Origin of the sequence: Psychrilyobacter sp., assembly GCF_037132775.1 — a bacterium.
Classification (GTDB): domain Bacteria; phylum Fusobacteriota; class Fusobacteriia; order Fusobacteriales; family Fusobacteriaceae; genus Psychrilyobacter.
On record NZ_JBAHZY010000129.1, the window covers coordinates 1 to 14,683 of the forward strand.

The following is a 14,683-nucleotide window of genomic DNA, read 5'->3' on the forward strand; positions in this document are numbered from 1 at the left end:
ATTTTTGGATAATATTTTTATTTCTTTTTGGCTAAATATTTTTTTAGACATAGTGAACTCCTTAATATTTTTTTATAGTATACAAAAAACCTGTGAATTAGACACTCTTTTTCTAGTGTCCAGTTCACAGGTTACAGTATACCGTGGGCAGACTCCTTTTATTTAGACCATATTAGATCTATCATCTAACACAAATAAATTAATATTAATTTTTTAATTATATCCCTAAAATATGCCTCACATAATCATTTTTAGGATTTCTAAAAATCTCTGCAGGGGTTCCTGTCTGAATAACTTCTCCCTTATACAATACCATCACATTATCAGCAATCTCTAGGTCGTCCTTGTCATGACTTACAAAAACAGCAGTTTCTCCACTGGTTTTTAATATAATCTTTAATTCATTCCTTATCTTACCTTGAAGATTAGCATCCAAATTTGAAAATGGTTCATCTAAAAGGATCACCTTTGGTTTAGGAGCCAAAGCACGTGCTAGGGCAACTCTCTGCTGCTGTCCTCCACTGAGTTCATGGGGATATCTCTTTATAAATTCTTTCATACTAACTAAATCTAATACTTCACAAGTTCTCTTAGAAGCTAATTCTTTCTTCATCTTATTCATTCCAAATAAGATATTTTTTTCCACAGACAGGTGAGGAAAGAGAGCATAATCTTGAAATACCATCCCAATCCCTCTTTTTTCCACAGGAATAAATGTTTTCTCATCTATAAGAACCCTGCCATTGATAGTCAATTCTCCTTTTTGCGGTACTTCTAGCCCTGCTAAAATACGTAGAAGGGTAGATTTCCCACTCCCACTTTCACCTATAATAGCAGTTATTTCTCCCTTATTTGCGTTAAAATCTACATTTTTCAAAACATCTTCGGTAGAATTTCTATATCTAAAATATAATTTTTTTGAATCTATATAGTTCATGATTATTACCCCCTTTTTTTTTATTTCTTTTTATTGACTGTCTCAAAGAATATAATTATTGATATTCCAATTAAAATAAGAACAATAGATGGTATGGCGCTATGTTGTACCATCTCATCATCGGCATATCGTTTCGCATAGGTGGATAATGTCTCAAAATTAAATGGCCTCAATATCAAGGTAAGGGGTAATTCTTTTATTATTTCTAAAAACGTTAAAATCACTGCACCTATTACACTTCCCTTTATCATAGGCAGATCCACTGCAAAGAATGTTTTGGTCTTTCCATACCCCAAACTCCTAGAAGCTTCATGAAATTTCATTCCGATCTTATCAAATCCACTTTCCACACTGTTGTAAGCTACAGCTAGATATCTGATTATATATGCAAAGACCATCAAAAATAAGGTTCCATAGAATACTTTTTGCCCTAAAATCTTTCTATCTACAAAGATAAAAAATGTCATAACTCCAATGGCTATAACGGCCCCAGGAATAGAATAACCTATTGTAGTTAACTTAGATAAGATTTTAGATATCTTTCCTTTTTTTAATCTGGATGTGTTAGAAATAATAACTGCCATCACGGTTGCGAATACAGCTCCTACCACAGCTATAGAAAGTGTATTCCATATAACTTTTATTAATTTATGATTCAAAACATCCCCATAGGTCATAAATGACCACGAGATCAATTGCATCAAGGGTAGAATAAACCCAAATAATATAGGAATTATACAGACAATAATTCCTATAACACTATGTTTAGCCGAAAGCGGCTTTTTATTTACCGGCCTTATCTTGGTATTAGTAAAAGAATACTGTCTTCTTCCTCTGGATTTTCTCTCTATGAAGATGACTGTAAAGAGCAATCCCATAAGAATAATCGCTAAAGTTATAGCAGCATCAGTATCTCCTAAGGCCAGCCAAGTTCTGAATATTCCTGTACTAAAGGTCTGTACACCGAAATAACTAGGCAATCCAAAGGCACTCAATACCTCCATTATAACCAGGGTAACCCCTCCTACGATAGCTGTTCTCGCTAGAGGTAGAACTACCAAGAAAAATGTCTGAGTATCAGATTTCCCCAATACCTTAGCTGATTCTAACATCGATAGTGACTGTTTGGCAAAAAATGATCTAGCTATGATAAACACATATGGATAAAGAAAAAATGTAAATATAAAGATCACACCATATATATTCATAACATCTAAATTTAAATTGTATCCAAATAAATTCCTGGCTGTTCTACTTACTACCCCTGTATATGAAAAAATCCCTGAATAGACATATCCAGCTATATAACTTGGAATTGCCAAAGGAAGTATCAGCCCAACATTAAAAAATTTAGAAAATTTAAACTCATACATAGTCAATATCCAGGCTGTAGAAACTCCTATAATCATGGTAAATAAACCAGTAAATAATGCTATTATAGAGCTATTCTTTATGTATTCCGGTAAGAGTGTTTTGGCTATATGAATAAATGTATCTATATTTTGTGTAGCTAAACTTGTAAATAGAGTTATAATGGGAGCTAACAGGAAAAATGACAAAATTAAGCTTATAAAAAGCCAGGAATCTAAATTAATATTTAGATTCCTCTTTAATGATCTTAAATTCATTGATTTATTTCCAACCTTCTTCGTCAGCCATAATTATTCCTTTTTTATAGTACTTTCCTAACTCAGATAAAGTTAAGCTATCGATTTTGAAATCTCCCCATGATTGAACTGTGCTATTAGCTTTTACATTTTTATTAGCAGGATATTCATAATTTTCATTGGCAAATCTAGTTTGTGATTTTTCACTTAAGAAAAACTTAATGAATCTTTCAGCATTTTCAACATTCTTTGCATACTTTGTAATTCCCATTCCACTTACATTGATATGAGTTCCTCTTCCATCTTGGTTAGGAAAGAAGATAGCCAATTGCTCTCCAACTTTTCTCTCTTCAGCATCCGTAGAGTGGATCATTTTTCCAAGGTAGTAAGAGTTCATTATAGCAATTTCTCCGATTCCAGCAATTACTGCTTTACTTTGGTCTCTATCATTTCCTTTAGGTGATCTTGCCATATTAGCTACCAGTCCTTGAATCCATTCTCTAGTTGCCTCTTCACCATTAGCAGAAATCATAGAAGCTATTAAAGCTTGGTTATATGAGTTAGTTGAACTTCTTACTAATATCTTTCCAGCCCATTTAGGATCAGCTAGGTCTTCATATGTAGATAATGTTGATGGATCTGTCTTTGCCTTATTGTAAGCAAATATTCTAGCTCTATAAGTGAATGAAGTCCAGTAGTTATCCTTATCTCTTATATTTGCAGGAACTAATTCTAATACCTCTTTATCTTTTATTTGTTGTAATAATCCTAAATCTTTTGCTCTTCCTAATCTGGCTGCGTCCTTAGTCACAAATAAGTCGGCAGGAGAATCTTTCCCCTCTATCTCTAACTTCTTTAATAACCCATCTGCTCCAGAATGGGCTACATTAACTGTAATACCAGTTTCTTTCTCAAATTCTGAGATCAATGATTTATCTATATCATAGTTTCTCTCTGTATATATATTTAATTCTTTTGATATGTTTGGCACATTTGCTTCTTCTTTACCTTTAAAACATCCAGTTAATAAACCGGAAGATAATATTATAAACGGTATAATTTTTTTCATTTTTTTCATTTCTTTCCTCCCAATAATATATTTGATTGAAACCATAGTTAAAAACTTTGATTAGCAAACTTTACGAAATAATTATATAACACAATCAAAATATTTACAAGCTTTTTTTATTACCGGAGTCAAGAATCTAAATGTGGTTATATTCTTAATTTTATAGAAATACTTGTAAAACTTTTAATTTAAAGTTAAACTATCAATAGGATAAATATCTATAAATTATATTCAACTCAAATTTATATAATAACTATTTAAAGGAGGAAAAATCATGAAAAAATTATTGATAAGTATGCTAATTATCCTTGGGACTCTTACAGCCTATGGAAAATCCAATAGTGAAAACTCTTTTCGTCTAGATAGAGTAGTTTTAACCAATGAGATTGTGGGAAAAGAACCTTTAAAAACAATGGATACTTTTAAACTATATTCTAAAGGATATTTTTATACTGAATTTAAAGATATAGGAGAGGAAAAAACTATCTATCACAATTGGTATCTTCTTCAAGAGGATGGTGAAAAAACCCTCATGGCTTCTGTTCCGTTAAAAATATCAGGATCTAGATGGAGAACCTGGTCCAATAAAAATTTATTTTTATCGGGAAAATGGTCGGTAGAAGCAGTAGATGAAGATGATACGGTTCTCTCTAAAAAAGAGTTTAACGTTGAATAATCCGCCAAAATATTGAGAAAGGAGTTAGACATTCGTCTAACTCCTTTCTTTATGATTTTTATGATATACTATAGTTAATAAAAATAAATAAAAAGGACTGATCATTTCATGAACTATGTAAAAAAAATTGTTGATTTTTTAAAAAAACAAAGAAATAAAATATTTATTTCCGTCTTAGGAGTAATCTTTTTCCTCATAGCATTGACTACCATCACATATTTTAGTGTCAAAGGAAAAATCACCTCCTACACGGCTTCGGAACCAATTGTAATTTACGATAAGGATCAACACATTGTAGACTATCTGTCCAAACAAAAAGGTGAAAATGCAGATATCAAAGAGATACCAGTCTATTTGCAAAAAGCTTTTATTTCTGTAGAAGACAGAAGATTTTATTCCCATCATGGGGTTGACGTATGGCGGCTGGGAAAAGCTGTTCTGGTAAACTTATCCAAAGGCAGGATAGCTCAAGGTGGAAGTACCATCTCACAACAGCTAGCTAAAAATGCCTTTTTATCCAATGAACGTACATTTATTCGTAAATTCAAAGAGGTTATTATAACGTTAGAGATGGAAAGAATTTATTCTAAAGATGAAATCTTAGAAAAATATCTCAATGAGATCTATTTTGGTTCTGGATCATACGGTGTCAGGGAAGCTGCTAAAGATATATTTAATAAAGATATCTCTAAGATCAATCTGGCTGAAAGTGCTATGCTAGCGGGTATTCCCAATAGACCAAATATGTATAATCCTAGAAAAAATTTAGAGTTTTCCATGAAAAGAACCCATCTGATTTTAAAACTTATGTTGAATCAAAATTATATCTCCCAAGATGAATATGATACAGCTATAAAACATAAATTTGTTATGGAAGCCGAGTATGAAAAAACTTTTTTTTCTGACAAAACTATAACTGTCATTATAAAAGATGGCAGAAGGAAAAGAGAATCTACCAAAGCACGTGATTTTATGGATATAGTCGAAGAGAGACTCGTCAATCTAGTGGAACCCTCTATTTTTTCTAGAGGTGGATTCAAAGTATACACTACCTTAGATAATGAGATGCAAAAAATTGCAAAGAATAGCTTTGAAAATTATTCAAAATTTAAATCTGATAAAAAACTTCAGGGTGCTATGGTTACTTTGGATACCAAAACAGGGGAAGTTAGGAGTTTGGTAGGAGGAAAGGGTTACAGATCTGGCAACTTTAATCGTGGTATCTATGCTAAAAGACAGATTGGATCCACCTTTAAACCATTTGTATACTATACAGCCCTAGAAAAAGGATATACTATGAATCAACTTATAGATGGTTCCAGCACCCAATACGGTAATTGGTCTCCTAAAAACTATAATAATGCCAAGTATAAAAACATTACTCTCATTCAATCGTTGGAAAAATCAGTCAATACCGTAGCTGTAAAGCTGTTAAACGACGTGGGAATAGATAATGTTATAGATAATTTTAATCGAACAGGAGTAAGTGTAGAATTTACCAAAGATCTTACAATAGCTCTAGGTTCTATCAGTGCTAGCCCACTAGAATTAGCTACTTCATACCTTCCGTTTGCCAATGGCGGCACTTCACATAGGAACTCTTTTATTACTCGAATAGAGGATACCGATGGAAATATTATCTATAAAAACAAAGATTTAGAAGGTAAAAACATCTATGACTCCATAGATGTCTCACTCATGACCTATATGCTTGAAAAAGTTGTGGAACATGGATCTGGAAAGGGAGCTAAACTACATTCTAAACATGGATTTAATGTTGATCAAGGTGGAAAAACAGGAACTTCTAATGGCTTTAGATCTGCCTGGTATGCTGGATTCACCCCTGATTATGTAACTGTGGTATATATTGGCTATGATGATAACACCTCCATGCCAAACAGCTCCTCTGGTGGACGTATGGCAGTTCCTTTATGGAAAGACTACTATCAAAAAATGATCGATAGAGGAATATACAACCCTACCTCATTTGATTTTATTGATAAAAATATCAAGAGTGGAGAACTAGTTCGTAGAAACATTGACATCCGTAGTGGAGAGGTACAGAGAGCTCCTAAGGAATTTAGAAGGAAAGTCTTATTTAAAAAGGGGCAGGTTCCCGACACAATCACTGAAAAAATATTTAAAGGGATCAAAGGCTGGTTCAATTAAAAAAAAAGTTCCTACAAAATATCGTTTTGTAGGAACTTTTTTTTAATTAACTATTCTACTTCTAATCAAATTATTTAAAAGCAATTATTTTTCTATTTTTTAATATTCTGATAAACATAAATACTCTTTGCTGCATAGATTCATATGTATCTTCCTCTGTTTCCAAAAGAATATTAATGATCTCATATATTGTATTTTTCCCATCGATATTCTCCCAGACTAAACTGCCTAATCCATCTAATTCTAGAGTACTAGTATCAGATTTTTTAGTCATCCACCTCAAAGTTCTTTGAAGGAAACTAGTATGGGTAAAGACAAGATGGATGTTTCCACCCTGCCTTTTACAATCCAAATGAAGTTTTACAGGGATAATATCTAGAAAATTTTCTCCATTTTTTTTCATTTTTGCTCCTTATTCTAAATGTAGCTTATTAATTTTTATTATTCAGGTAATTGTTCACCTGAAGCTTTTCCAGAAACTACTTGAGTATAGATCCAAACAGCTAACGCCATAAAGACTATGAATCCTACAGTAGAATTTGTAGTGATAGCTCCAAATTTTCTTCCGAATGTAGTTAAATCTTTTCCTAGAGTGATGAATACCGCCAGTAAGATACCTATTAAAGCGTCTCCAGCAACTAATCCAGAAGATAGTAAGATACCTTTCTCTATTCTTCCTTTTTGCTCTGTTAAGTTTTTCTTGAATTTCATCTCAACAACCTCTCTTACCAATGCTCCTGTTAAGATAGCAGCTGATAATTGAATTGGTAAATATAATCCTAAAGCGATAGGTAAGATAGATAATCCTAAGAAGTTAATAACTATAGCGATAACTACACCGATAATAACTAATGTCCAAGGGATCTCTCCCGTCATAACACCTTCAGATAACATTTTCATCAGTCCAGCTTGAGGTGCAGGAACGTCTGCTGATCCCAGTCCGAAAGCTTTATGCAACATAAGTACTATTCCACCAGCTGCAAATGCTGATACTACTAATCCAGCAAACATTGACCACTCGATTTTCTTTGGTGTTCCACCAATTAAATATGTATGCTTTAAACTTTGGGCTACTCCACCAGAAGTTGCGATTGAGATGCAAACTACACCGGCAGCTATGATAGCCATGATTTTTCCTAACTCAGGATCTACACCAGATGCTTTGATAACTGATGCGATTACTAATAATGATGCGATAGTCATTCCAGATACAGGGTTATTTGATGCACCCATGATTCCAGTCATTCTAGCCGATACTACACCGAAGAAGAACGAGAAGAATATTACGAGAAATGATACGATAAATCCTACTTTAGGTATTCCTGCTGATAATGGTAATAACCATACTATTAAGAATACTGCGATAGCTCCTGCTCCAACAAATGTTAGTGGAGTATCGATGTGTTGTCTTTCTATTTTATGAGCAGTTTTTTCTATTTTTAAACCTTTTATAGCTTCTTTGAAAGAACTGATGATAGCTGGTGCTGATTTAGCTAACGAGATAAATCCACCTGTTGCTACTGCTCCTGCACCTATATATCTAATATAGTTAGACCAGATAGCTATCGCTGACATCTCTGATATTAATTGAGTTGCCGGGAATATAGGAGTTGTAGCTCCTGCACCTATGAACTTTATTAATGGTATGAAACCAAACCATGCTAATAATGCTCCAGAGAACATCAATATAGCTACTCCAGTTCCTACGATAAATCCTACTCCTAATAATGATGCTACTGCACTAAATCCAAAAGCCGTTCCTAACTTTGTAATAGCCCACACTGGTCCTTCTGACCAAAGTCCTAATCCACCAGATAGAAATTTGAAAGCTCCACCCATTCCCAGACCTTTCAATACAGTTTTAAATCCTTCTCCACCTTTGTTGGCATTCACCAAGATCTCATAAGCTGCAATTGATTCAGGGAACATCAATACTCCGTGTTCCTCAACTATTAGATATTCTCTAAATGGAATTACGAATAAAGTTCCAATTAATCCACCTAATATAGTTATGATACCTATAGAAACCATGCTTAAGTCATGTCCCCATATCATGATAGCCGGTAATGTAAAGATGATTCCACCTGCGATAGATTCTCCTACTGCGGCTACTGAAGCTACTAAGTTAGCTTCTAATATAGAATCCCTTTTAAATATTGCTTTTAATATTCCTGTTCCTAATATTGAAGCTGGAATTGCTGCCGCAATTGTTATTCCTGTCTTTAATCCTAAATATACATTTGATGCTGCAAATATTACTGCAAATAAGATTCCTAATCCTATAGAAACTGCTGTAGTTTCCGACATCGCTGTATCCATAGATACAAAAGGTTTAAATTGATGTTTTTTCTCGTTCATTACTTCCCTCCTTGAATTTCAACAAAGTTTAATTTCACTATATTGTACAATAACGATAACCTTCTTTCTGTTTTAAGTCGAGAACCTAAATTTCGACACTAAAGTTCATTCATTTGATACAATAATCGCATTTTGTTTAATTTAAAAATACAAACTTTCACTACAAAACTTAAATTTTATTTAAAATAATTTTTCCTCCCTCAAGAAAAATTCATTTAAATCACTTTTTTTACAGAAAACTGAAATAAAATTCCTCTTCAGACGAACTATCTCCTATCAAACAGACTATTTAATTTTATTAAATATATCTTCAAAACAAGAAAATAGATAAAAATTGAAGAAAATGATACAATTTATATGCCATAAATTAATGAAACAAATAATTTTATACAAAATTTAAATTATGATTAAAGGAAGTGATATATGTATTATGAAGATATGATTTTTACCAAAGAGGATATAGATCTATTAGTTTTTGAAAACAGTGAATTTTTAAGTTGTACTTTTAGAGGAATAATTTTTCACGGGGTAAGTTTTAATGGCACTACACTAGAAAATTGTACCTTTAAATCCTGCCAGTTAAACTCCTCCACCTTCTCTGATGCAAAATTTATCGATCTTAATTTTGAAAATTCTGAACTTATAAGTATTAATCTAAGTCTTATCAATCCATTTATAATTGAAGTTACCTTTCACAACTCCTACTTAAAATATTGTGATCTTAGCAAGTTAGACCTCAAAAAGACAGATTTCTCAAATTCTACTCTGAAGGAATGTATGTTTTTTGAGACTAACCTAAGTCAGACCTCTTTCAATAACTCAGATTTAGAAGGATCATCCTTTGATAACTGTAATTTAGAGAGATCTAACTTTAAAGGTGCTATTAATTATAGGATCAATCCCCTGACAAATCGTATTAAAGGAGGTAAATTTTCCCTCCCTGATTTAGTAGGCTTAGTAAGAGATTTTGATATTAAGATAGAATGACCCTCATAGGGAGAAACTGGAGTAGAATAAATTTATAATGTCATCAGAAGTTTAGCTAGCATAAGAGCTGTTACAGTTCCTATTGCCGATCCAAATATACCCATCATAAGCCCGCTGGAATTAACGCTTCGTCATACGTTCCTGCTAAGATTGGAGCTGTTACAGATCCACCGATATTAGCTTGGGAAGCTATACCACAGATCTAAAGATCTAACTTGAATATTTTTGCAATTATTAATAGTACTATTAAATGGAATAATAATACCAAGAACCCTGCTATGATATAGATAGTTATTGACCCAGATCGATTGTAGAGAAGTCTGTTGATGTTGCTATTAATCCTACTACTACGTATAAAAGTACACTACCTACATGGTCAGTACCTTTAATTTTCTTTAATGGAGTCATACTTCCTAAGATACCGAATATTGTAGCTAAGATTACTATCCATCCAGATCCACTAAAGAATGATCTAAGACCGGATAAGAAATCAGCATCAGTTAATCCACCTGGGTTAACTACTTGTTTACCAAGAACTAATACTATTCCTGCTACTCCAAGACCTAAACCTAATGTTAACATAAAGTCCATAAATTCATAGTCTCTCTTGTCTTCATTTTTAGCTGCTGTAGCATGGATCTGACTTATGATCTTATCTACTTCATCACTGTTTGCGCCAGAGAATTTATTAAACTTTTCTCTCATTGGAGCTACACTGATAAGTAATACTAACCAGAATGATGCACAGAGATTATCCATTAAGAATGCATATGTCAATGCTTGTGAACCATCTTTTACTCCTAATCCTGCTTGAGCAGCGGCCATATTTGTTGACCCTCCAACCCATGAAGAAGATAAGATTGAGAATGTTTGCCATGCATCTGCGTCAAATCTTGATTTTAACGCAACAAATACAATTATAAATCCAATTATGATACTAGCTGTTACTGCTAAAAATGAACCCATTAACTTTGGCCCTAATTTAAATACATCTCTAATATCATTTTTTAATAGTAATAAAAATAGCATCATTGGGAGTAAAAAATATTTTAATTGCCCAATAAAACTCGATAATTCTGGTGTTAACACCCAAATCTGCATTGTTGCACCGATCATTCCACCAAAATAAATAAATGTTAATCCCGGTATAACCTTGAATATTTTTAACTTTAATTTTTTCTCACAATACAATACTGCCGTTATGAATAATATCAATAACGAAAAATAACTGAATATGTTTGTTATCATTTGAATATCCTCCTGTTTTTAAGCTATTTTGATACTTTCTTCATTTCTATGAAAAACTGTACATAAAACGAAGATTCCGTTTTGTTTCCAATATATCTTAGCACATTTTTATAAGGATTCAAAGTTTTTTGTTCATTTTCTTGAAAAAAAAAAGGCGAAAGTACTGTTTTTTTAACACTAATAGTACTTTATGTGTTTGTATGCGATAACAAATTCCTTAGAAAATAATTAGCGATTCTATCCACAATATAATGTGTGTTTTTTATCGATTTCCCTTATAATTAAAAAAAAAAAACTATATTTCTTTTTTTGAGAAAATATTGTATAATCTATGAGTTGACTCTGTAGCTCAGATGGATAGAGCGGCTCCCTCCTAAGGAGTAGGCCATGCGTTCGAATCGCGTCAGGGTCACCATTTTAATAAAATAAAACTTAATTAAAATCAAAAGAAGATGAAATTTTTAATTTCACCTTCTTTTTTAAATTTATTCATTAAATATATTCAACACATCGTTAAAGGTTATCAAAATAATAAGCCCAAACAGTATGATCATCCCCACCATATGGAATTTTTCTTCAAATCTCTTATTGACCTTTATCCCTATCACTTCTAAAAGGATAAATATTATTCTCCCTCCATCTAGAGCAGGAAACGGCAGTAGATTAAAAAACCCTATATTTATTGAAAGTAGTGCCGTCAACCAAAACAAGATTCCCATCCCACCTTGGCTAGCATCTCCTACAATCTTAACTATTCCCACAGGTCCCGATATTTCCTTAGCACTTACCTGTCCTGTGACAAGTTGTTTAAATCCTGTTAATATCATTATAAATAAATTTTTATAGGTAGTTCCCGATTCAGATACGGCATCTATAAAACCATATTTTTCAATACTGTATTCTGGCAATATCCCGATATAATAATCATCCCTCTTTTCATCAAAGGTGAGTTCAACCTCTTTTTTTATGATTTCCCCGTCTCTTCTTATAATAAATTCCATACTGCTACTGTCTATATTTCCGTTTACACGACTTATATCTTCCCATCTATCTATCCTGTTTCCATCTACCTCCAGAATCTCATCTCCGACCTTTAAATCCCCAAAAGATTTAGAAGTTTTTACCATATTTCCAATTATAGGTTTTTCATTTTGAATTGCTTTTCCATTGTAAAGTAAACTTCCAAAGACTATAAGGTAAGCCAATATGAAATTCATCACTACTCCTGCAATTAATACTACAAATCTTTGAAATGGACTTTTAGTATTGAAACCATCTTTTACTACGGATTCTACCTCCATCCCCTTGATATTTACAAATCCACCTATGGGAATAGCTCTTAGGCAATATCTCGTATGCACTCCTTCATGGGAGAGTAAAACAGGCCCCATCCCTAGGGAAAACTCTTCCACCGGCATCTTAAAATATTTAGCTGTCAAAAAATGCCCCAATTCATGAACCATTATTATGATCCCAAGTATAAGTATCGTTATTATTATATTCATCTAGACAACTCCTCGCAAACTCTAAAAACTTCATTCCCAATCTCATCTATAGTTTTCAATTCCCCACCTTTTATACACATTATTTCTTTCCATGAATATTTGCCTGCTATATAGCAGGCATTGTCATGGGATTTTTGCATATATTCCCGGTCGTTTTCATGTATATCTTTTTTATCTTCTCCCGTGATCTTATTTTTCCTCTTTTCCATCAATTTATATGCCATCTGGGTAGGCATATTTAAAAATACCACCATATCTGGTTTTGGTATTCCCATTTTTTCATATTCAAGATCGGTAAGCCACTCTAAATACCTATCTTTTTCCCCTTGATCATCCATCTTCGACGCCTGATGAACCATATTAGAGGTTGTATATCTGTCTGAGATTATTATTCCTCCATCGTTATAAAACTCTTCCCAAGTAGTCTTGAAAGATGCATATCTATCCACTGCAAACATAGTGGATACAGCATAGGTATTCACCTCTCCTACATTTTTTCCAAATTCGCCATTTAAATACATCTTTACAGGTGCTGATGATGGGCTTTCATAATTTGGAAACGTAACTTTCATCACTTTTTTCCCTATTTTTTTATATTTTTCATATAATAATTCTGCTTGAGTTTGCTTTCCGCTAGAATCAGTTCCTTCTATTACTATTAATTTTCCCATTTTTACTCTCCTATAATCAATCTATTTTTTCCTAAAATGGATCTCAGTTCTTCTAGATAAATCTTCCCCATTTTTTATATCCCTTTCCATATATTTTTTATTAGATCTACACCTGCTTTATCCTCTAATTCTTCAAAAAATTTATCAATTTTTCTTTTAGAACCATTTTTTAAAACGTTAAAAATTAACTTTTTACTATAAAATTTTCATCTCCTAAATCCTTATATATGAAATTATAACCCATATGGATGAAAACCACTACTACTAAAGTTATTATAGCTTTATTCATGAATCCTCCCCTTAATCGTTATCTTTACTATTTCAGATCTACTCCATGTTCTATAGGTGAAAAGCCCTGTTCCTACTCCTGAAGACACTATAACAACCATATTTTTTATTTTTTTATACCCATAGATAACTTTATATTTAAGCATATACCCTAAATTTATAGGGAAAAATTGACCCCCATGAGTGTGTCCTGAAAGTTGTAGTTCGACACCCTCACTCAGTGCTTCCTCAATTTTCGGCCGATGATCTATCACAACCTTTGAATAGACACTTTTATAGATTTCATTTATTTTTTTTCTAGAACGATTTATCTCATCATCTCTAAAGATAAATTCTAATTTTTTTATTATGATCGATTCATCCCTTAAAATTTTAATTCCGCATCTATCTAAATACTCCATGTTTTTATTCAAATCACCTGTATACTCATGATTACCCAGCACCCCATAGACTCCGTATTCAGACCTCATTTTTTTAAATACCTGATCAAACCCTTTATTTTCCAAATATTCCATATGGGATTCTATTGTATCTCCCCCTACCAATATACAATCAGCAGATAATCTATTTACTTTTTCAACTATTTCTTCCACATAATTTATAGATCTCAATTCGCTTAGGTGAATATCCGATAAAAAAACCAGATTTAATTCAGTGTCATAGTTGGGTATTTCTACCGTATATTCTTTAATTTTTATTTGAATATAATTTTGATATCCTCTCCACATCAGTAAAATATAGAATAAAAAGCTAAACAAAAGAAATAGAGGTGCTTTTATTACCGTTCCCCATCCTAAAATTTCCAAACCAATAGCTAAAATAGTTATAAAACATAGGGTTTTATATAAAAATAAATAATTAGCTACAATGATTTTTAGTTTTTTCCTTAATTTTTCATTCTTTATCTCGGTAATATTTATAAAAAATATAAAAGAGACTAGAAAAAATAACCCTCCTACCAGATAACTCCCTGAATGTAAATATAATAGGTATACAACAAAGGGCATAGGCAGATAATATACAATTAATTTGGGGCTGTTGCAAGTTTTGTGTAAACTCTAAAAATTAATGTAAAACTTTTATAAAAAGAGGAGTAATAATTCTTTAATTATTGCTTCTCGTTTTTAATATATTAGAACTTTATTTTTTGTATGTCAATAGCAGAGCC

Annotated in this window: 12 protein-coding genes and 1 tRNA gene; 4 read left to right on the forward strand and 9 right to left on the reverse strand. The window is 32.4% G+C overall.

Annotated features, from left to right (window positions below):
- Positions 1 to 217: 217 nt before the first annotated feature.
- The 3 genes from V5784_RS08700 to V5784_RS08710 are packed head-to-tail and all read right to left on the reverse strand — an operon-like array spanning position 218 to position 3,622.
- Positions 218 to 937 (reverse strand): ABC transporter ATP-binding protein, encoded by a 720-nt coding sequence (locus V5784_RS08700; protein ID WP_336888640.1) that lies wholly within the window; start codon positions 935 to 937, stop codon positions 218 to 220.
- A 20-nt stretch (positions 938 to 957) separates the two neighbouring features.
- Positions 958 to 2,565: an iron ABC transporter permease gene (locus tag V5784_RS08705; RefSeq protein ID WP_336888641.1), complete on the reverse strand. Its 1,608-nt coding sequence runs from the start codon at positions 2,563 to 2,565 to the stop codon at positions 958 to 960.
- 4 nt (positions 2,566 to 2,569) lie between these two features.
- On the reverse strand, positions 2,570 to 3,622 hold the full coding sequence (locus V5784_RS08710; RefSeq protein ID WP_336888642.1) for a Fe(3+) ABC transporter substrate-binding protein: 1,053 nt from the start codon (positions 3,620 to 3,622) through the stop codon (positions 2,570 to 2,572).
- A 265-nt stretch (positions 3,623 to 3,887) separates the two neighbouring features.
- On the opposite strand from V5784_RS08710, the gene V5784_RS08715 reads away from it, so the two are divergent.
- Positions 3,888 to 4,289 (forward strand): DUF2914 domain-containing protein, encoded by a 402-nt coding sequence (locus tag V5784_RS08715; RefSeq protein ID WP_336888643.1) that lies wholly within the window; start codon positions 3,888 to 3,890, stop codon positions 4,287 to 4,289.
- Between the two features lie 108 nt (positions 4,290 to 4,397).
- Entirely contained in the window at positions 4,398 to 6,458 is a 2,061-nt protein-coding gene (locus V5784_RS08720) for a PBP1A family penicillin-binding protein (protein WP_336888644.1), read from the forward strand.
- 70 nt (positions 6,459 to 6,528) lie between these two features.
- Here V5784_RS08720 and V5784_RS08725 read toward each other — a convergent pair whose 3' ends face one another.
- Both V5784_RS08725 and V5784_RS08730 read right to left on the reverse strand, forming a co-directional pair.
- Positions 6,529 to 6,861, reverse strand: a complete 333-nt coding sequence (locus tag V5784_RS08725) for a PqqD family protein (protein WP_336888645.1) — start codon at positions 6,859 to 6,861, stop codon at positions 6,529 to 6,531.
- A 38-nt stretch (positions 6,862 to 6,899) separates the two neighbouring features.
- Positions 6,900 to 8,816 carry an oligopeptide transporter, OPT family gene (locus tag V5784_RS08730; RefSeq protein ID WP_336888646.1) on the reverse strand — a complete coding sequence of 639 codons (1,917 nt, stop codon included), beginning with the start codon at positions 8,814 to 8,816 and terminating at the stop codon, positions 6,900 to 6,902.
- A 423-nt stretch (positions 8,817 to 9,239) separates the two neighbouring features.
- Here V5784_RS08730 and V5784_RS08735 point away from each other — a divergent pair, with 423 nt between their 5' ends.
- Positions 9,240 to 9,803: a pentapeptide repeat-containing protein gene (locus V5784_RS08735; protein ID WP_336888647.1), complete on the forward strand. Its 564-nt coding sequence runs from the start codon at positions 9,240 to 9,242 to the stop codon at positions 9,801 to 9,803.
- Between the two features lie 291 nt (positions 9,804 to 10,094).
- Here the strand turns inward: V5784_RS08735 and V5784_RS08740 are convergent, their stop codons facing one another.
- On the reverse strand, positions 10,095 to 11,051 hold the full coding sequence (locus V5784_RS08740) for a DUF819 family protein (protein WP_336888648.1): 957 nt from the start codon (positions 11,049 to 11,051) through the stop codon (positions 10,095 to 10,097).
- 338 nt (positions 11,052 to 11,389) lie between these two features.
- Between V5784_RS08740 and V5784_RS08745 the strand changes: the two genes are divergently transcribed.
- Positions 11,390 to 11,466: transfer RNA gene (locus V5784_RS08745), tRNA-Arg, on the forward strand.
- A 70-nt stretch (positions 11,467 to 11,536) separates the two neighbouring features.
- Here V5784_RS08745 and rseP read toward each other — a convergent pair.
- The 3 genes from rseP to V5784_RS08760 all read right to left on the reverse strand — a co-directional run bounded on the left by rseP (position 11,537) and on the right by V5784_RS08760 (position 14,321).
- On the reverse strand, positions 11,537 to 12,556 hold the full coding sequence (gene rseP, locus V5784_RS08750) for an RIP metalloprotease RseP (protein ID WP_336888649.1): 1,020 nt from the start codon (positions 12,554 to 12,556) through the stop codon (positions 11,537 to 11,539).
- Entirely contained in the window at positions 12,553 to 13,227 is a 675-nt protein-coding gene (locus V5784_RS08755; RefSeq protein ID WP_336888650.1) for a thymidylate kinase, read from the reverse strand. Before V5784_RS08755 ends, rseP begins: the two co-directional genes overlap by 4 nt.
- 281 nt (positions 13,228 to 13,508) lie before the next feature.
- Positions 13,509 to 14,321: a metallophosphoesterase gene (locus V5784_RS08760; protein WP_336888651.1), complete on the reverse strand. Its 813-nt coding sequence runs from the start codon at positions 14,319 to 14,321 to the stop codon at positions 13,509 to 13,511.
- Positions 14,322 to 14,683: the final 362 nt, after the last annotated feature.